At 55.1% G+C, this 19,106-nt stretch carries 19 protein-coding genes and 1 tRNA gene; 6 read left to right on the top strand and 14 right to left on the bottom strand.

From position 1 onward, the window contains the following. Positions 1-34 precede the first annotated feature (34 nt). From ACN0WX_RS07485 to ACN0WX_RS07460, 6 genes are all read right to left on the bottom strand, one after another. Entirely contained in the window at positions 35-1,657 is a 1,623-nt protein-coding gene (locus tag ACN0WX_RS07485; protein WP_417621665.1) for a hypothetical protein, read from the bottom strand. Positions 1,658-1,660: 3 nt separating this feature from the next. Further along, positions 1,661-2,578, bottom strand: a complete 918-nt coding sequence (locus tag ACN0WX_RS07480) for an AAA family ATPase (RefSeq protein ID WP_417621664.1) — start codon at positions 2,576-2,578, stop codon at positions 1,661-1,663. A 10-nt stretch (positions 2,579-2,588) separates the two neighbouring features. After that, complete coding sequence (locus ACN0WX_RS07475) at positions 2,589-4,130, bottom strand: XrtA system polysaccharide chain length determinant (protein ID WP_417621663.1); 1,542 nt, start codon at positions 4,128-4,130, stop codon at positions 2,589-2,591. 39 nt (positions 4,131-4,169) lie between these two features. Next, positions 4,170-4,790 (bottom strand): XrtA/PEP-CTERM system exopolysaccharide export protein, encoded by a 621-nt coding sequence (locus tag ACN0WX_RS07470; protein ID WP_417621877.1) that lies wholly within the window; start codon positions 4,788-4,790, stop codon positions 4,170-4,172. A 208-nt stretch (positions 4,791-4,998) separates the two neighbouring features. Then, positions 4,999-6,234 (bottom strand): pyridoxal-dependent decarboxylase, exosortase A system-associated, encoded by a 1,236-nt coding sequence (locus ACN0WX_RS07465; protein WP_417621662.1) that lies wholly within the window; start codon positions 6,232-6,234, stop codon positions 4,999-5,001. After that, entirely contained in the window at positions 6,231-7,775 is a 1,545-nt protein-coding gene (locus ACN0WX_RS07460) for an acyl-CoA ligase (AMP-forming), exosortase A system-associated (RefSeq protein WP_417621661.1), read from the bottom strand. The genes ACN0WX_RS07465 and ACN0WX_RS07460 overlap by 4 nt, the downstream gene beginning before the upstream one ends. 31 nt (positions 7,776-7,806) lie before the next feature. On the opposite strand from ACN0WX_RS07460, the gene ACN0WX_RS07455 reads away from it, so the two are divergent. From ACN0WX_RS07455 to ACN0WX_RS07440, 4 genes are all read left to right on the top strand, one after another. Continuing rightward, complete coding sequence (locus ACN0WX_RS07455) at positions 7,807-8,856, top strand: GNAT family N-acetyltransferase (protein ID WP_417621660.1); 1,050 nt, start codon at positions 7,807-7,809, stop codon at positions 8,854-8,856. A 34-nt stretch (positions 8,857-8,890) separates the two neighbouring features. Next, on the top strand, positions 8,891-9,163 hold the full coding sequence (locus tag ACN0WX_RS07450) for an acyl carrier protein (RefSeq protein WP_417621659.1): 273 nt from the start codon (positions 8,891-8,893) through the stop codon (positions 9,161-9,163). Positions 9,164-9,285: 122 nt separating this feature from the next. Next, complete coding sequence (locus ACN0WX_RS07445) at positions 9,286-9,867, top strand: hypothetical protein (RefSeq protein WP_417621658.1); 582 nt, start codon at positions 9,286-9,288, stop codon at positions 9,865-9,867. Further along, the gene (locus ACN0WX_RS07440; protein WP_417621657.1) at positions 9,864-10,685 is read left to right on the top strand and encodes a hydrolase 1, exosortase A system-associated; all 822 of its coding nucleotides are present in this window, start codon (positions 9,864-9,866) and stop codon (positions 10,683-10,685) included. The genes ACN0WX_RS07445 and ACN0WX_RS07440 overlap by 4 nt, the downstream gene beginning before the upstream one ends. On the opposite strand, the gene trxB is transcribed toward ACN0WX_RS07440, so the two are convergent. Together trxB and ACN0WX_RS07430 are read right to left on the bottom strand one after the other, a co-directional pair. Next, positions 10,686-11,651 carry a thioredoxin-disulfide reductase gene (gene trxB, locus ACN0WX_RS07435; RefSeq protein WP_417621656.1) on the bottom strand — a complete coding sequence of 322 codons (966 nt, stop codon included), beginning with the start codon at positions 11,649-11,651 and terminating at the stop codon, positions 10,686-10,688. It abuts the gene before it with no gap. Positions 11,652-11,824: 173 nt separating this feature from the next. Further along, positions 11,825-11,901 (bottom strand) — tRNA-Met (locus tag ACN0WX_RS07430). A gap of 177 nt (positions 11,902-12,078) precedes the next feature. Here ACN0WX_RS07430 and ACN0WX_RS07425 point away from each other — a divergent pair. Then, entirely contained in the window at positions 12,079-13,314 is a 1,236-nt protein-coding gene (locus ACN0WX_RS07425) for an NAD(P)/FAD-dependent oxidoreductase (RefSeq protein ID WP_417621655.1), read from the top strand. On the opposite strand, the gene ACN0WX_RS07420 is transcribed toward ACN0WX_RS07425, so the two are convergent. Further along, entirely contained in the window at positions 13,311-13,829 is a 519-nt protein-coding gene (locus tag ACN0WX_RS07420) for a 2'-5' RNA ligase family protein (protein ID WP_417621654.1), read from the bottom strand. The genes ACN0WX_RS07425 and ACN0WX_RS07420 overlap by 4 nt on opposite strands. A gap of 75 nt (positions 13,830-13,904) precedes the next feature. Further along, positions 13,905-14,456: a peroxiredoxin gene (locus tag ACN0WX_RS07415; RefSeq protein ID WP_417621653.1), complete on the bottom strand. Its 552-nt coding sequence runs from the start codon at positions 14,454-14,456 to the stop codon at positions 13,905-13,907. A 173-nt stretch (positions 14,457-14,629) separates the two neighbouring features. Here ACN0WX_RS07415 and ACN0WX_RS07410 point away from each other — a divergent pair, with 173 nt between their 5' ends. Continuing rightward, positions 14,630-15,061: a hypothetical protein gene (locus ACN0WX_RS07410; RefSeq protein WP_417621652.1), complete on the top strand. Its 432-nt coding sequence runs from the start codon at positions 14,630-14,632 to the stop codon at positions 15,059-15,061. 1 nt (position 15,062) lies between these two features. Here the strand turns inward: ACN0WX_RS07410 and ACN0WX_RS07405 are convergent, their stop codons facing one another. The 4 genes from ACN0WX_RS07405 to ACN0WX_RS07390 all read right to left on the bottom strand — a co-directional run bounded on the left by ACN0WX_RS07405 (position 15,063) and on the right by ACN0WX_RS07390 (position 19,034). Beyond that, the gene (locus ACN0WX_RS07405; RefSeq protein WP_417621651.1) at positions 15,063-15,794 is read right to left on the bottom strand and encodes a queuosine precursor transporter; all 732 of its coding nucleotides are present in this window, start codon (positions 15,792-15,794) and stop codon (positions 15,063-15,065) included. Between the two features lie 147 nt (positions 15,795-15,941). Then, on the bottom strand, positions 15,942-17,225 hold the full coding sequence (locus ACN0WX_RS07400; protein WP_417621650.1) for an alanine racemase: 1,284 nt from the start codon (positions 17,223-17,225) through the stop codon (positions 15,942-15,944). 1 nt (position 17,226) lies between these two features. Then, a complete protein-coding gene (locus tag ACN0WX_RS07395) occupies positions 17,227-18,639 on the bottom strand; it encodes a D-arabinono-1,4-lactone oxidase (protein WP_417621649.1) in 1,413 nt (470 codons plus the stop codon). Beyond that, the gene (locus ACN0WX_RS07390) at positions 18,639-19,034 is read right to left on the bottom strand and encodes a c-type cytochrome (RefSeq protein ID WP_417621648.1); all 396 of its coding nucleotides are present in this window, start codon (positions 19,032-19,034) and stop codon (positions 18,639-18,641) included. The genes ACN0WX_RS07395 and ACN0WX_RS07390 overlap by 1 nt, the downstream gene beginning before the upstream one ends. Positions 19,035-19,106: the final 72 nt, after the last annotated feature.

Below are 19,106 nucleotides of genomic sequence, written 5' to 3'. Positions count from 1 at the left end.
AAAGTATCTCCGATCAACGGCGGGGTTGATGCTCCTAAAAATCATATCTGAGGCCCAGCAGAGCCGACGCGGTCAGTTCGCTGTCGAAACCGTCTTGCTGAAAACTGTCCAGCCCAACCGCTGCAGTGCCTTGCAATCCGGGCAAAATCTGCCGGTAATATGCAGCATTGGCGCCAATCCCCAGCACGTTGGGCGCATCGACGAATCCACTGTCGAGCAAATTGGCATAAACATTCGCATCGAAACTGGAATAGGCATCAATGGTGCGGCCAATCGTGAGGTTGGCGTAATAATTTTGGTCAACCAGACCATCGACGGGGGCGACCGCCCCCAATTGCGACGCAAAGAAACGATGGCGGGCATATCCTACCCCCAAACCGGTTTCCCAACCGCGATAATTATAGACCAATTGGCCGTTGACGCCGCGCGCACGAAATGAGGAAGATGCGGCCGATTGCAGCACGTCGTTGAAGCAAAGGCTGCTCGTCTGACCGAAAGCACAGCCATTCAGTTCACCACTAAGCGGATTGCGCGTGCTCGAGAAGCCGGTACCGAGATTAGCCAGGTTATCGTTGAGCAAATTACCGAAACCCGAAACAGTGTCGTAAACCGAAATATTCAGTGCCGTATTCTGGTTAGGCTGGTAACCAAAACTGCCGTAATAGGTCTCGCTGCCATAGCGCTGACCAAAGCGCGCCTCAAGCGAGGTGCGCCGGCTCGGTCTCCACAGAACGCCAGCATCCCAGAATATACCATCCTGATCATAGGACAGCAATCTTGGCGATGTGTCATCGGTTACCAGACGACCGTCGTCACCGATGACCGGCACCCCGTTGACATCACGGACGGCATCGCGTTCCGAAATCTCGATGTCTTCATATCCGACACCGCCGACGAGCGCGAGAGTGGAAGATACTGGCACGGTTACGTCTGCCCGGGCATATTTGCCTTCATAGCGCTGATCCAGCTGGCCACCGTCCTCGCGTTCATAGCCCGCTCCCACCGACCAACCGAAAGGAAGATCGCCGGGCTGCATCCCGACACTGGCGTTGGCCGAGTGGCTTACACTATCGTCGAACAGGTCGATTGGGAGCTGCCCCGGGGGAAGGATGCCGCCAGTTTCACTCTCCACCTTGGTATATCCCACGCGGTAATTGGCATTCACGTTCAATGCGCCGATCCGGGTCGAGAGATTGGGACCGGCATAGACCGAATAGACCTGCGTGATATTGTCGGTATTGCCCACCGTATTGGATGGGGCTTGGCCGCGCAGATCAACCCGGCTGCGGGTCGCAATGCCCCCGGCCTCCAACGACAGAACATCGGGAATAATATGTACGCCGCCCCTCGCAAGGCCACTGATGACATCATCGTCACCAAGATTGTCCTGATAGAAAAAACGGCGTTCATAGCGGACGTTCACTTGCGCCTCGGCACCACGCGTCCGGATGGAACTGTCGATACCGGCAGCAACCGACGTATAGGTCAGCACATCACTGCCGTCTTTAAGATCGGCGACCAGCACTTGCTGGATCTGGATATAGGGAGCGACATCGGCATTGCGATCGCGTGCTTCGGCGGCTGGTGCGACAAGGCCCAGCAGCGGCAGAATGGCAGCTCCGTATTTCTGGGCGCCTTTGACTATACGCGCGGCCATGGCTTACTCTCCATATCCATAATAAGATCCAAAACGTCTTCCTGTCGGCGAGAATTTGGTGCCATTCAGGAGGAGCTGGACATGCTCACACCCACCCATCAAGCTTAGCGCATCACGCAGGGCCGTTTCGGTTGTTTCATCCGCCTTCACGACCATCAGCACTTGGCCGACATGCATCGCGAGAACCGACGCCGGCGATGCCGACAAGGCGGGTGGCGAATCGAAAATCACGATGCGATGGGGATTATTTTGCGTCAGACGATTGAGCACCTGCTCGGTCCGGGACGATGCCAGATATTCCGTGTCGGCATTGGTCTGATCACCGGCAGGCAGGATTGCAAGGCCGGGAATATCAGTGTGAATGATGCAGTTTTCGACCGGCAGTTGCGGATCGGCCAAAGCGTCCATCAATCCTTTGCTGCCCTCTAGGCCAAGGCTCGACAAGATACTGGGCTTGGCAAAATCCGCATCAACAAGCAGGACTTCATTATCCTTTTCCGCAGCGATCGATAGCGCGAGATTTAGCGCGCAGAATGTCTTCCCCTCGTTCGGATGAGCCGAACAAATCAAAATCCGCTCACCATGCGGAACAGGCTTGGTTTTCTGACTTCCCTTCGCGGCGAGCAGCAATTGCCGTTTGATGATGCGGAACTCTTCCGAAATACCGGTTACCGGTCCGTCAGGAACAATGAATCCTGCCTCCCGCAACTTGTCGCGATCGACAATGACCCGTGGGCCGTCATATGCCTGCACGGGTTGCGTGACTATCGCTTTGGGCTGCTGTTCAGAAGGCTCGGGCGGCAGAATATGCGACCGCATATCCGACCGTTCTCCCGTTCGGACCGCGGGAATATACTCATAAACCTCGCCTGCCCTCTCGAGCAGTGAACCGCGTTTTCGGGGAGGAGTATATTTGTTCATAACGGCTCCTTCAAGCGACCATGCCACGTTGAATGAATTCAACGATCATCAGCAGTCCGAAAACGCCGAAGAGGCCACCGCTTGTGCCATAAAACAGGCGCAGATTTTTCTTCCGCACAGCGCGCTGGGCGCTAGTCAAAATCTGCGAAACGGATCCGATAACGGGCAAACCACTGGCTTTTGCCAGCTTGTCTGCCGTTGGATAGCTGGTCTGTAGCTGGCCCATTGCAAAAGCCGAACCGACCCCCCCTCCAATGCCGACAAGCAAAACCATAGCCAGCAATAACGGACGATTTGGCGCGGCCGGCGAGCGGGGGCTCGACGGAGGATCGATAACCTGAAACTTGACCGAGTCGGTTTCAGATTCTACCTGACCGCGCAGTTTAATCTGCTCACGGTCGGTGAGAAGTTTATCATATTGGGCTTTCAAAACTTCATGATCGCGATTGATCCGCGACATTTCGGCCGCAACGCCAGGCTCCAGCGTTTGTTTTGATGCCAGCTGCGCCATGTCCGACTGCAGCGCATTTTTCCGCGCTTGCAATGCAGCGACGCTTGCCTGACGTTCCGCACGCATGCTTTGCAACGAACTATAAGCCGGATTTGGCGTGCGATAACCACCGCCCCCGCCGGCTGGTTCCCTGGCCGCCTGAACCCGCAGCGCAGCAATTTCGGCCTTCATCGCGACAATGTCGGGATGGCCGTCGGTCCAGCCACGTGCGCGCGCCGATGCCAGTTTCGCTTCTGCCTGAGCCAGTTGGGCACCAGCACCACCGCCCGCGCCGCCAAATCCCGGTGTGGCGATAGTCGGCGGCGTCCCTGCAAGCTGACCGTTCAGCGCAGCCAGTGATCCCGATGCCTGACTTAGTTGCGAATCAATCTGGCTCAGTTCGGCACGCGCAGCCTCCATCCGCTGACTGATCGAGCCGACACCAGGCAGCAATCCAAGATTCTCGGTCTCGAACTGGACCCGCTTCTGCTCGGCTTCCTGGAGTTCTTTCTCCCTCTGGGCGAGCTGCGCGTCGAGAAATTTGATCGTCTGGCTGGTTTCGACACGATCACCAGACAAGTTTTCCTCGACAAATATATCGATCATTTTCTGTACAATATCGCGGGCCAGAACAGCATTTTCTGCATCGGAAAAATTACTCGCCGACGAGGTCGCGATAATCTCGAACAGATTGTCTTTTTCCGATTTTATTTCGATGTTTTTGCGCAGCATCTCAACCTTGCCAGCCAGCTCTCGATCCGTCGAAACTGACTGGTTCAGGGCAGTGCCGCGTACGACTTTTTCCAGATTGATGGTCGAGGCCAGTGTTTCCTTGACCCGTTCCATATTCTTTTTGCGCTCGCGAGCATCAACCCCAACCTTGTCAGACAGAATGGACTGCATCTCGACCGAGAGGCGAGCCTGTGATTCATAGCTGTTGGGGATCAACGCCACTATCAACCAGCCCAACAAGCATAGCCCCCAGGCGACAGCCAAAGCCAGCCAGCGCCGATTCCAGACGCTGTGAACCGCTATTCGAAATTCGTCATAAAGGCCGTTCATGAGTCTTTTCAGTTCCTGTCAAATGGCACCACTGGCGCGTTAAAACATGCTTTCCGGGATGATGATTACATCACCGGGCCGCAGCATGACGTTGGCACGGGCTTCGCCCTTCTTCAGCAAGTCACCAATGCGCAGCGCATATTCTTCCTGGCGACCGGTGCCACGATTAAACCGGATCAATCGTGCACTATTGCCCGATGCATATTCTGACAGGCCACCGACTGCGATCATCGCATCGAGGAGGGTCATATTGGCGCGATAAGGGATGGAGGCTGGCTTCTCAGTCGCGCCAACAACACGGATTTGCTGCGAAAAAGTTCCGGAGAAATTATTGACAATGACTGAAACCAGCGGTTCGTTGATATATTCCGAAAGCTGCAACTTCAGGTCTTCCGCCAACATCGCCGGTGTCTTGCCGACCGCTGGCATATCGGTGATCAACGGTGTGGTGATCCGACCATCCGGCCGGACCTGAACCTTGGCGCCCAGCTCCGGATTGCGCCATACGAAAATTGTCAATTCGTCGAGCGGACCGATGACATATTCTTCACCCGGGCCTTCTTGCATGGACACAAAGGAGGCGGGAGGCAGCTGCGGTCCACTGGAATTGCCGGCACAACCCGCGACAGCCAGCGATGCCATCCCCGCGCCGACCATCATTTTCGACAAGTGCTTGTTTTTTATAGCAGAACGCATTTTTCTTACCTCGTGTTTGGCTCTTGTGAACGATCCATTTTCGGTGAAAAACGGACAAATCACACAAAGTCACGAGGTCGCTATGCTCGAAAATAGTGAACATAGCGTTAGGATTACCCAAATATGCGATTAACGGTCGCCGTGCTTAAAACTGCAGGCAAGCATGGTAAGACTAGTCGATCAACAGCTCTTCGGCCGGTCCCTGACCGAGGAAATTTGCGGGACTCGCCGAGGCACCATAAGCACCCGCACAAAAAATCGCGACAATGTCACCGACGTCCGCTTTGGGCATGGCTGCGTTGTCGCTCAAGCGATCAAGCGGGGTGCACAGGCACCCTACTATCGAGGCTGTTTCTGCCGGCTCGGATTCAAATTTGGAGGCAATCGCAGCAGGATAATTGCGTCTCACAACCGTTCCGAAATTGCCACTCGCGGCGAGCTGGTGATGCAGGCCCCCATCGGTGACGAGGAACACCTGCCCCTGGCTTTCCTTCCGATCGACGATCCGGGTCAGATAGACTCCGGCTTCGCCGACGAGATAGCGGCCAAGTTCAACTGCGAATTTGGTGGAGGATAATATGTCCGGCAATTGCTTGAACTGTTCAGACAATGCTCGTCCGATTTTGACAATATCAAGCGGCGTATCTCCCGGAAAATAGGGAATGCCAAACCCGCCGCCGAGATTGACCTGCTCCGGCGGTCGGCCGATTGCCGTCGCCAGGCGCGCGGCAAGCTCCAGCGTCTGCGCCTGGGTTTCGATAATCGCCTCTGCCTTCAGCGCCTGAGAGCCGGCAAAAATATGAAAACCGCGCCAATCTGCGCCGGCGTCCAATATCCGTTTCGCGACCGGTGCCACCAGCTCGATATCCATCCCAAAGGGTTTCGGGCCGCCTCCCATTTTCATCCCGGACCCTTTGAGGTCAAAATCCGGATTAACGCGAATGGCAAGCTGCGGCGTCTTGTCATTGTCAGCGCCGATCTTGAGCGCCCGATCGCACTCGCCCGGCGATTCAAGATTGATCGTAACCCCGGCCTGGATCGCTTGCTCGAGTTCCTCGTCCCGCTTCCCCGGCCCGGCGAAACTGATATTCTCCGGCGCTGCGCCAGCGTCCAGAGCCATGCGCAGCTCTCCACCGGATGCAATATCAATACCGTCAGCCAATCCTAACATATGTTGCAAAAGGGGCCGAAAGGGATTGGCCTTCATCGCATAATGTATATCAAGATTGGCAGGCATGGCTGCCCGCAATTGCGCCATGCGCGCATCAAGACCATTTCGGGTATAGACAAAAAGCGGCGATCCATGTTCGGCGACCAGCGCGCTGGTTTTCCGCCCTCCAATGGCAAGTTCCCCATCGATTGCATGATATCCGGGAGGTATCGGTCCCGTGGGTTTGGTTTTGTTCATTCGACAGCCATGCTCGCCAGTGCGTTGCGATCCAGTTTCCCGTTGGGATTTTTCGGAAATTCAGAAAGTAGCGTGATATTCCTGGGGTGCATAAAATTCGGTAAATTCTGCTTTAAATATTTTTCGAGCTGCTCAACCAGTGCGACAGAGTCCGGCTCCTTCTCCACGGGCCGGACAAATAGCTGGATCGCATGCCCCAGACGTTCGTCCGGGATGCCCAAGGCCACCGCCTCGGCAACAATTCCTGACTCGACAGCAATTTCTTCGATTTCGGTAGGACTGATCCGGTTGCCCGAACTTTTGATCATCGCATCGTCCCGGCCGACAAAATATAATAATCCGTCGGCACCGCGCCGCACCGTATCACCAGAAAAAACCGCTATGCCGCCAAATTTTGATGCTTCTGGCGCCGTCTGGAACCGTTGTGCGGTGCGCTCGGGATCGTTCCAATATCCGCGCGCCACCAGTGGTCCACAATGGACCAGTTGGCCTGGCTGATCCGGCTCCGCAATCGCCCCCTCCTCATCAACGACCAGAATTTCTGCAAAGGGGATCGCAGTGCCCATGCTGGTCGGGTTGTCATCGATCAGCGCCGGATCGAGATAGGTGGATCGAAACGCCTCGGTCAGGCCATACATCGCAAAAATATCGGTTCCGGCACCAAAGATCATACGCAGCTGCCTGACCAATGTCGGGGTCAGCGCGCCGCCACTGTTGGTCAACCGACGCATTGACGCCGTGGCTTCCGCTGGCCATTCAATCTCTATCAGTTGCACCCAGAGCGGCGGTACTGCGGCAAGCGTGGTGATTTTCTCGCGCGCGCATGCCTTGATGACGTCGCGCGGCGTCAAATAGTCAAGCGGCACCGCGCAACCGCCGCCCGCCCAGGTCGACAACAGCTGGTTCTGGCCATAATCAAAGCTGAGCGGCAGGACGCAGAGCGTCCGGTCCTCTGGATATATGTCCAGATAAGATGCTACACTAAGCGCACCCAATGTCAGATTGGCATGGCTCAATATGACGCCTTTTGGTGATCCAGTGGAACCGCTGGTGTATAAAATCGCGACGAAATCGTCAGTATTGACCATGGAATCGCTCGGCGACATCGGCGTTTCTATGGATTGCAGCTCATCTGCAACAATCTTGTCTTCAAACAAAGCACAGTCGCTCTCGATATTGCCAACGTCCAGGGTTTTCATCCGCCCCGCATTGCTGATCAGAAATTTGGCGCCACTATCGGCCAAGATATGGGAAACCTGGGCTTGTTTGAGCAATGGATTGATCGGGACGTGAACCACACCGGCCCGCGCTGCAGCCAGCGGCATGATGCAGGCCAATTCTGTTTTCGAAAGCCATGTTGCAACCCGGTCCCCACGGACGAGCCCCTTGCCCTTTAGCCAGGCCGCCAGCGCTCCGACACGATCATTTAACATCTTGTAGCTAAGAGAACCTGACCGCGTGACCAGAGCGATCGCATCCGGATTCCTGCCTATGGCCAGATGGTCCAGCGGAAATACGGCATTCTGAGGATCAATATTCAATTGCATGACCTATGGGAAAAAGAGCAAAATTGTGACAGAAACGATCTTAACCATGACCAGCGAATATCATAGAAATTTCCAGTCTGTGCAAGCCATAGCTGGAGAAAATCTGGGCCGGACCGTCCAGAAATCCCTTTTCGACCGGCTCGAATGGCTGCGACAATTGCATGAACTGTGCCTCCCCGACAAGGTGCCGTTAATCGTCCACAGCACCGAAGGTCAGGCAGAAGCGTGGATGTTTCTGATGAAGATCGGCATCGGACGACACGCTGCTCTGGCCAACTGGTATAATTTTACTTTTCGCCCGATTTTTCTGAGTGAATATAACGAAGTAACCAAATTGGGCTTGCTCGCCAATATCGCGAAACAGCTCAAAACAAACTCCCATCATATCGAAATTGCCCCGGTTCCCGATGAGGATTCAGCCGCAAGCCTCACCCAGAGAGCATTTGAACAAGCCGGATGGATCGTTTTCCGGTCGAAAGCCGATGACAATCATATCCTGCGGGTCAAAGGCCGCACTTTTGATCAATATTGGGCAGATCGCCCCGGCCAGCTGCGCAACACCGTGCGGCGCAAGGCAAAGAAAAACCTCGTTTCTGTCCGGATTGAGAAAGATTTTTCGGACGAAGACTGGAATGATTATGAATCCGTCTACCAACGCAGCTGGAAGCCAGAAGAAGGCAATCCGGATTTCCTGAAAAAACTGGCGCAACACGAAGCCGCCGCAGGCTGTATGCGCCTTGGCCTGGCCTATATAGACGGCGAACCGGTTGCCGCACAATTCTGGACCGTCGAAAATGGCGAAGCGTTGATTCACAAGCTGGCCCATATCGAAGATGCAACAAAAACTTCTCCCGGCACCTTGCTTTCGGTCGCCATGTTCCAGCATGCAATCGATGTCGATCGCGTCAATCTGATTGACTTTGGCACCGGCAACGACGCCTACAAGCCTGAGTGGATGGAAGACGTCCGGGATCGCTACCGGCTGGAACTCTACTGGCCCAACCATCCTCTATCCTGGCTACCAATCTTGCGCCACTATGCCGCGGGCCTTGCCGGAAAGCGCACTTGGCTTTAGGGAAGCGCCGTTGTCCGGGATTCGGGGGTTTTTAATGCAGAATGAGGTCAAGTTAACACCGGAAGCCGCCGTGCGCGCGGTGATGCAGGATATTCTGGGTCTCAGCGCAGAACAGGTCGCGGAATTCACTGCGGAAACCGAGCTTTTCGGTGCCCTTCCCGAATTGGACAGCATGGCGGTGGCAGGACTGCTCACCGAACTCGAAGATCGTCTCGACATCATGATTGAGGATGATGAGGTAGACGGCGAGCTTTTTGAAACTTTTGGCAATCTGGTCGCCTTTGCCGAGATGAAAGTCACGGAGTGACTTTCATCCCCGCATTCGTCTCCTACGAATTTGCGGATCGCAAAGAGCTTTGTTTATGCGCTGCCGCTCGGTCCCCGCTACGGGTACTGTTGGTCCCACCCCTGTTCGATGAAATGAACCGCATGCGCAAAATGCTGGTCGACGTCATGCGATCGCTGGAGGTCTTGGACATCGGCAGCTTTTTGCTCGATCTGCCGGGAACCAATGAAAGTCTTCTTCCGCTGGAACAGGCAACGCTTTCCGATTGGCAAAATGCGATTCAGGCCTGCGCGGCGCAGCACCAGATTTCGCATATCATCTCCTTCCGCGGAGGGGCATTGGCGGTCAGCGCGATGCAGGATTCCCGTCACTGGATATTCAGCCCCGTCAAGGGCGCACAGATCTTGCGGACAATGATGCGGGCAAAAGTTGCTGCCGACAAAGAATCAGGACGAAACACAAGTCTCGCCGACCTCTACGCTCAAGCCGCAGCCGGGCCGCTTGAACTGGCCGGAAATATCATCGGTCCCGAGCTGTTTGCGCAGCTGAATACCGCTGAAATACCGGACATGAGAAATCAGCGCATCGTACGACTGGAAACAGACAATAAGCCCGGCGACGTCAGTATCGACGGCCCTGCCTTGTGGCTTCGCGCCGAGCCGGATGACAATCCCGCTATGTCTTCCGCCATCGCCGGGGATATCGCCGCATGGGCGGTATCATGACACGCAGTTTTCATCATATCCTCTGTGCAAGTGAAACGCTCGCAGCCACGCTTGATTCCGGTTCCAATAAAACCGCTCTGTTGATTGTTAGCGGGGGCAACGAAATTCGTTCCGGCGCGCATAAGGGCATGGCGCAGCTGGCGGGAGCCATAGCGAAGCAAGGATTCCCGGTACTGCGCTATGACCGGCGCGGAATTGGTGAAAGCACGGGCCCAAACTACGGTTTTCTGGAGAGCGCGGAGGAAATTGCGGCCGCTGTCACGTTTCTCCGGAATGAATGCTCGCAGATTAACAAGATTATCGCATTCGGCAATTGCGATGCGGCCACGGCTCTGGCGCTGTTCGGGCCTGCTGCCGGGATTGATGGTTATATACTCGCCAATCCGTGGGTGATCGAACCTGCAAATATGGCCAAAGCAGACCAGCCGACAATATCCCCTGCAGCAGTCCGGTCGCGCTATTGGGACCGGCTAAAAAACCCGCGAACTTTGTTCGATCTGGTTTCTGGCAAGATCAATCTCGGAAAATTGCTAACGGGCCTGAAGCATGCCGCGAAATCGCAAAAAACCGGTGCGCTTGCCGCACGGCTGCGCGATGCCCTGCCCGCAATCGAAAAGAAGACGGTAATATTGCTGGCCAAGCGCGACACCACGGCGCGCGCTTTTCTCGCTGCATGGCACAGTCTGGATTTTGAGCCGGTGCGCGGAAAATCGACTATCACGGTCGAAATGCTCGATAGCGCTTCCCACAGCTTCGCCGATGCGGAAGCCAGAACATGGCTTAGCAATAATATAGTGGACCAGCTGCGCGCAGTCTGATTATTCCGCAGCGATTAGTCCAAATTCCTGTTCCGCCAGAAACCGCTCTGCATCAAGCGCCGCCATGCAACCGGTACCGGCAGCGGTCACCGCCTGACGATAGACATGATCCATGACATCGCCACAGGCAAATAATCCGGGGATCTTGGTCTTCGGCGTTCCTGGTTCGACCTGAATATAGCCGCCATCGATCAAATCCAGATGGCCCTTGAAAATCTCGGTCGCGGGCGCATGTCCGATCGCGACGAAAGCCCCATCAAGCGCCAAATGGCTTTTGTCACCGGTCTGCGTATCAACAAGATCCAGGCCAACGAGTCCCACAGGGTCACCACCGCCAACAAAGCGCTCGACATTCGTGTTCCACAACACCGAAATCTTGGGATTTGCAAAGAGCCGATCCTGCAAGATTTTCTCCGCCCGCAAACTGTCGCGACGATGGATCAGGGTCACATCATCGCTATGGTTGGTCATATAGAGCGCTTCCTCGACCGCAGTATTCCCGCCGCCAATCACTGCAACTTTCTTGCCGCGATAGAAAAATCCGTCACAGGTAGCGCAGGCGGAAACGCCCTTGCCCGACAATTCTTCCTCGCCCGGGAGGCCGAGCCATTTGGCCTGGGCACCGGTTGCAATCACCAGCGTATCGCCTTCATAAATATCGCCGCCATCACCCGTAAGGCGGAACGGACGCTTCGAGAAATCGACATCGACAATCGTGTCGAACATCATTCGCGTGCCGACTTTCTCGGCTTGTGCCTGCATCTCTTCCATCAGCCACGGCCCCTGTATGACATCGCGAAATCCGGGGTAATTTTCCACATCGGTGGTAATGGTCAACTGGCCGCCCGGCTGCAGGCCCTGCACCACGATCGGCTCCAGCCCTGCCCTGGCACCATAGATAGCGGCGGACAAGCCTGCCGGTCCCGAGCCTAGAATGAGCATTTTTGTACGATGCGTTTCAGCCATGTTTCAATCCTGATGATTCTGTTGATTGCAGATAGGGATGCCCGATGCCGGTAAGCAAGACCTATCGCCATCAAAGCCGGTGAAGAAATTTTTCATATCGTGATAGCAGCTTTTGATCCGGTCTCAAGTTCGCGGACGCAAACCCAAAATTTTCGAGGGGAGCTATTTGTCGTTGGTAGCGGAGGAGGGACTCGAACCCCCGACACATGGATTATGATTCCACTGCTCTAACCACCTGAGCTACTCCGCCAACCGGTCCGGGCGATCGATTCAATCGCTCCAAAACTCTGTCTGGACCGCGGCGCTATAGTCACAGCCTTCTGTCTGGTCAACAAGCTCAAACGAGAAATACGCTAAAACTTGCGTCGCCAATACTATCCGCGCTAACAGCCCCTTCAAAGCCAGTATAAGGCACCAAGGGGCAGATATGAACGCATTTTATGATATATTGATTGTTGGAGCGGGCCATGCGGGCGCGCAAGCAGCTATCGCATTGCGCCAGAAGAAATTTGAGGGCTCGATTGGCTTGCTGGGCAACGAAAAATATCCGCCCTACGAACGCCCCCCGTTATCCAAGGAATATCTCGCCGGGGAAAAACCTTTTGAACGAATTTTACTGCGCCCCGAAAGCTTCTGGGTAGAGCGCGAGATTGATTTGCTAACCGGTCGCCGCGTGTCCAAAATCGACCCGGCAGGCAAGACGGTCACCCTGACATCCGATGATGAAATTGGCTATGGCAAGCTGATCTGGGCAACAGGCGGTTCTCCGCGGATGCTCGATTGTCCGGGAAGCCAGGCGCGCAATATTCATGCTGTCCGGTCCCGCGCCGATGTCGACAAGATCATGGCCGCCTTGCCGACAGTCGAAACAGTCGTCGTAATCGGCGGCGGCTATATCGGGCTGGAAGCAGCAGCAGTGCTGACAAAGCTAGGCAAGAAAGTGACTATTGTCGAATCTCTCGACCGGGTTCTGTCCCGTGTCGCCGGGGAGACGCTTTCCCGCTTTTATGAAGCGGAGCATCGCAGCCATGGCGTAACGATAGAATTGCAAGCCACCGTGGCCGGCTTTGAAACCAATGATGACGGCATTGCCACAGCGGTTACGCTTGCCGACGGACGGACATTAGCCGCAGACATGTTCGTGGTCGGGATTGGGATTATTCCGGAGACCGGTCCGCTCGTGGCGGCTGGCGCGGCGACCGGCAATGGTGTCGATGTCGATCAGCATTGCCGCACAAGCCTGGAAGATATTTATGCCATCGGCGACTGCGCTGCTCACAGCAACGCGTTTGCCGACGGCGCCATGATAAGGCTCGAATCGGTCCAGAATGCCAATGATCAGGCGAAAGTGGCTGCACTCGACATTCTCGGTGAAGAAACCGAATATAATAGCGTACCCTGGTTCTGGTCGAATCAATATGACCTGAAGTTGCAGACGGTCGGCTTATCAAGCGGCCATGACAGCTATGTGGTCCGTGGCGACCCGGCCTCGCGCAGTTTTTCGGTGATCTATTATCGCGACGGAAAGGTCGTCGCACTCGACTGCGTGAACGCCACCAAAGATTATGTGCAGGGCCGCAAGGCCGTTGTGGATGGCTTGAATCTCGACAAGAACGAGCTCGCCGATACGGAGATTCCGATCAAGGAAGTGGGTATTCACTAGCGCCCGCGAAAAGACCAGTCGCCGATATCCTGCCAAAGCCCATCGATATAATAATGCAGCCCGATCCCGCGGATAGCAAAAGGTCGCGGCTCGAATGTACCAGATAGCTGCTCGAACAGCCTTTGCGCTTCTCTCGGGATAACCTTGTTCTGGACGGTGATATGCAACCGGGGCGTTTGTTGATCCTGCGCCACGAGCAGGCCCGCAAAACGGTCGGCCAGTTCCATCCGCATCGCGAGCAATTCTGGTGAAAGCAGCTGATAGGCCACACCGCTGCCAAGATGGATCAACCCGGCCAGCTTGGCCGCTGGTTTGGGCATATTGCTGGTAAGCGCGACGACAGCCGACTTGATTTCATCCAGCGCCTGCGGCGGCAGGTGGTGGAACAAGGTGATATGGGCGCTGACCATGTTCCGCTCCGGTGGAAAATGCCGTTTGCGCTGGCTATCCGCCCAGGCGAATTCCTCCCGACCCATTTGCGCCGTCATGATGATGGGTTTGTTGAGCCGCTCCATGAACGGAATCTATCACACAATAAAAAACCGCGAGCAATTTCTTGCTCGCGGTCTCATTTTCAGTCCGGATATTTACTAAGCCGCCTTTTGAGCCGCCTTGTCGCTATCCAGCCAGTTCAGCAGTTTTTCCGGGGTCGATTCGACATAGGGGTCATTGTCGACGCCTTCGTCGTTGATTCCGGGTTCTTCAAACCATGCGCTGACCACGCCATCATCGGCAATCATCGAATAGCGCCAGCTGCGATCACCAAAACCAAGATGGTTTTTCTTGATCAGCATGCCCATGCGGCGGGTGAAGTCGCCCGATCCGTCCGGAAGCAATTTGACCTTTTCGAGGCCCAGGGACTTGCCCCACTGGTACATTACGAACGCATCATTGACCGAGATACAATAGACCTCGTCAACGCCGCGCGCCTTGAATTCGTCGTATAGTCGCTCAAAAGCCGGGCACTGCTCGTTCGAACAGGTAGGGGTAAAGGCTCCTGGCAGCGAGAAAACGGCGATGCGTTTGCCAGCGAACAACTCCTTGGTGTTTACATCTTGCCAGCGAAAGGGGTTTTCGCCATCGACTGATTCGTCGCGAACGCGGGTTTTCAGGGTAACTTGGGGGATATTCCTACCGATCATATTTGACTCCATTTGTTTCAATGACCTTCAGATAGGGGCGAAATATATATTGTTCAAATAGATTTATTGAGCTGCACTGATTGACAAAATCACTCAATGATCGGTTTGGCTTGATAGTTTTCAGGCAAAATCTCAAAACAGCAGCCTGCATATGGGATGGGGAGGAGGAACATATGACTGATACCAGCAAAGCGCCAATCTGGTTCTGGGTGACAGCTGTGATCGCCTTGTTGTGGAATGGACTCGGCCTATTCGCCTATTTGCAGCAGATTATGATGAGCGCGGAGCAATTTGCTGCCCTCCCCGAGGCACAGCAAGATCTTTTGGCAACCCAGCCGTCCTGGGTGATGGCGGCCTTTGCGATTGCCGTTTTTGCCGGCTTCCTCGCAGCGATCCTGTTGCTGATGCGCAAACGCATCGCGGTTCGCCTGTTTCTTCTTTCGTTGCTGGCGGTAGTCGTGCAGTTCAGCAGCTATTTCATCATCGATGGCTATTGGGAGTTTATTTCCGGTCGGGGCTGGATGATGCCGGCGTTGATTGTCATTTTTGCGATTGGCTTCGCCTGGATGGCTTGGCACGAGGAACAGGCGGGCCTGTTACGCTAGATCAGGATGACGTGCTGAACGGCGTGAAATTGGTGTCTTCATCATAGATATCGACCCCTTCCCGCCGTTTGAGCCAGCCGACGGCCAGATAGGTCACCGGCGTCAGCACCGCTTCCCACAGCACTTTGAGCAGCCAGTTGGTCACCATCACGGTCATCACCGCTGAAGTTTCCCACACGCCCAGAAACGCCAGTGGATAGAAGATCAGACTGTCGACACCCTGCCCCACGACCGTTGAACCGATCGTCCGGCTCCATAACGCCTTGCCCTGCGTCCAGACCTTCATCCGCGCCATGACATAGCTGTTCACAAATTCGCCGGCCCAGAATGCGACGATTGATGCCGCAACGATACGCGGGACCTGGCCAAACACGCTTTCATAGGCCGCCTGCCCCTCCCAGCCCTCTGCCGGCGGCAGGGATACGACAACCCAACTCATGCCAGCCATGAACAACAAAGCCGCGAACCCGGCCCAGATGACCCGTCTTGCCCGTGCGTAGCCGTAAACCTCGGTCAGCACGTCGCCAATGACATAGCCGAGCGGGAAGAATAATATCCCCGCGCCATAGATCCATTGTTCGCCGCTTATGGTGATGAAAGTAGGTTTGGCCGCACCGATGACATTGGACAGCAACAGCACGGTCACGAACGCCGCCATCACGAAATCATAATAGTGGAACCGGTGGCCGGTCTGGCTGGAAGCGGAGGTGCGGACAATAAGACTATCGTTCATCGGCTGATCTTACCCCACCCTAGGTACAATTCAACATCTATGGCGGCCGATGCGCACCACCGTTTGCAGCCGGTCCAAAGACCGTAAAAGCGGACGTTGCTAGATAGCCTTTGGCGGTCGTGTTTCTCCATCTTGGCAAATAACGCCTCAAGCGCTCGCCGGAAACACCGACCAGCTATCGATGATCGCACCATTGTCATAGATCGCGATATCTCCAAATTGCAGGAACACCGCTTCGCTTTGCGTAGGACGCAGGAAGACAAAATCATCGGGACGGATGTCGGTGCCCGGGCCGCCATTCAGCATTTCCTGGTTGCTGGAGTGACCGAATGTGCTGTTATAGCGCAGCCCGGGAGGATCTTCGGGATGGGCCATCCACTTGCCACCATAGATGAAGATCGTCTTGTCGAGATTGGGATTGAGCGCGCGCTTTGCTCCGTCGGCAAATTCCATCACCGGCAAGCGCGTTTGATCAAGCACCTTGAGCGCAGGCGTGGCAATGAAAGCGGCAGGCACGAACGCCTCCAGCAAATCTGTGTCAAAGTCGGTCGGTTTGACCAGCGCCGACCCGGCCGAGATTTCGTTGGCGATATCGGTATCCTTATAGAGGCGATAGGTCGGGCTACCGGCAGCGTTGCGGGTCGCGGCCTTGATCTCATTCTCTCCAAAGACCTGCTTTGCAGCACCCAAGGCCGAACCATAAACTTCCCATGCACCGTTTTTGGCCCGGTCCCGCCAGCCCAATGTTGTGGGGATTTTGGACAAGTGCGGCTCGTAACCCATCAAACCGGCAAAATTCAGACGGTTTGACTGACGGATTTTTTCCATCATGCCGGTCAGCGCATCGCCGGGTTCCATCCCGCCGCGGTGCAGACCCACGTCCAGTTCAATATTGATCGCCATATCCGTGCCTTGCGCTTCGGCAATAGCGGCATATTGATCAAGCCGTTCGGGTGTATCAGCCAGCCATTGAACCTTGCTGGCTGCTTCCGCTTTATCCTGTGGCAGCGCAGCGAAATAATTTTTAACTGCCTGCGCCGGCATCGGCTTGCCGATTAGCTGGTTCGCATCCGGCATGGCTTTGCTCAGCGCGATCAGCATTGGCAGGTTAAATGTCATTAGCCGGTCGGTGCCTGCGCGTTCACGAACATGACCAATCAGGTTGAGCGAAGGGAGTGATTTGGCGACTATCCGGTATCCCATGCCGTCTGGCAAATCAGACATGAGTTGATCGATATTCGCATTGAGCCGTGCCCGGTCGATCACCAAGACAGGCTGGGCTATATTCGCGTCGCGCAATGCCTTCTGCATGGCAAGAAAATAAGGGTTGCGCGGTCCGCTTTTGTCCGATGTCCGTCCCAATGCCACAGCCATTCCTCCCGCTATCACCGCTCCACCAACCAGCATTTTTCTGCGGCTCAATTTTGCCATGCTAGGCTTCTCCCCAGATCTTTGAGAGATAGGGATTTACGAATTTTCCGGTCGGATCAAGCTCCTTGCGCAGTTGATTGAACGCGGCAAATTTTGGATAAAGCATCGATAATTCCTTTGCCCCAAGACTGTGCAACTTGCCCCAGTGCGGGCGCCCCCCGGCAGCGCGGAATATTGGTTCAAACTCGGTGAAGAAATATTTGTAGTTTTCTGACGAATCAGCATGGATGGCAATCGAAAGCCGGTGGCCATCGTTGAACGGGCTGAGCCATGCTTCGTCGGGTGCGGTTATTCGTGCTTCGATAGGGTAAAAGGCATCGCTCCTGCTTTCCATTTTGGCAATAACCTGACGCAGTGTCGCCAATCCATTCTCCAGCGGAATATGATATTCCATTTCGTTAAACTTGGACGGACGGCTCGTCGCGAGTAATTTCCACCCCGCATCGGTGGTTTCTTCTCCGGCTTCAGGATCAACCGACCCGGCAAACACCTTGCGCCTAAGCCAGCATGACCAACCAAATATGTCCCGCAGCTGCTTTAGATCCTGCAGGAAATTATCATCTTCGCTAGGCTGCTCTCCTGAAAGAGGCCCCTCATATTTGTCATGGGTGAACGTCGCTCCATGACCCGTATGGGGGAAGAATACCGCTTCAAAATTGCGATGCTTTTCCGAGAGCCCCATATATTGGTCGAGGATATCTACTGTTTTGACCAGTTTCACGCGACGGCGCAGATCAAAGGCCGGCTCGACCTGCAGATCATAGCGAGTGATGATTCCCAGCGCGCCGAGCGATACCTTGCCCGCCTGGAACAGATCCGCATTTTGCTCGGCGCTTGCTTGCACGATTTCACCCGACGGGGAGATCAGTTCAAAGCCTCGCACATAGTCGTGGATCGCGGTCAAGTTTCGTCCGGTTCCATGGGTCGCAGTACTGAAACCGCCCGCGAGCGTCTGCACGTCAATATCGGGCAAATTGGCAAAGGCGAGACCCTGTTCATGGAGCAGGCGCGCGGCCTGTTGGAGCTTGGTACCAGCACCTAGCGTCGCGATATTTGTTGTGGGGTCATGGGAAATGATCCCTGAAAGCGCACCTATGTCCACGATTGTCCCTTCGGACGGACACAAAGCCGTAAAGCTGTGGCCACTGCCCGCCGGACGAATGGGTGTCGGGCTGTTTTTGACCAGCGCCACAACTTCTTCGGTGCTGGTGGGGGCTGCTAGTATCTTTGGTGTCGCTTTTTCAACGCCGGACCAGTTCATCCAGGCGCGTTCACCGGTCGGGGCTTTCGGCAGATCGGGATTAAAGCCCTCGCGGACAAAATTCTTTGAAGACCACCAGGCCTGGCGACCAACCGGAATGGCAATTGCCACAGCGGCACCACCCAATAATAATTTCCTGCGAGAAAGCGGCATCAGCTTGTCCTGCCGGCCATGAAGGTGATCAATTGGTTGAGTTCTTCGTCCGAACAATCACTGCACAATCCCATCGGCGGCATGGCATTGAAACCGGCCTTGGTGCTGGCGAGCAAACCATCTGCGCCTTTGGCATCATATCGAATCGCCCACGCGGCTTTATGTCCGGTCAATGGCGCTGCCGCGTCAACGGTCGAGTGACAAGATCTGCAACTTCGGTCATATTTTGACGCGAGCTTTGCATCATTGGGGGTCAAGTCGGCGGCAAGTTGGATGTCGGATTCGACAGGCAAGATTCGGGCGTCCAGTGAACCGGCAACGTTGCCGGTCTGGTCGGCACTGCCTTCCCCACATGCGGCGAGCAAAACCATCGAGGCTGCAACCAGCTTTTTCATATACTTATTCTTGCCCTTCTCAAAAAGATAGCTATTACTATCGTTTGCTAATCATAGTGTCAAGAAGATGCA

The sequence above is a fragment of the Parasphingorhabdus sp. genome, assembly GCF_048269915.1.
GTDB lineage: Bacteria > Pseudomonadota > Alphaproteobacteria > Sphingomonadales > Sphingomonadaceae > Parasphingorhabdus.
The sequence above is the reverse complement of the archived record's forward strand: the minus strand, read 5'-3'. Positions and strand labels throughout refer to the sequence as shown.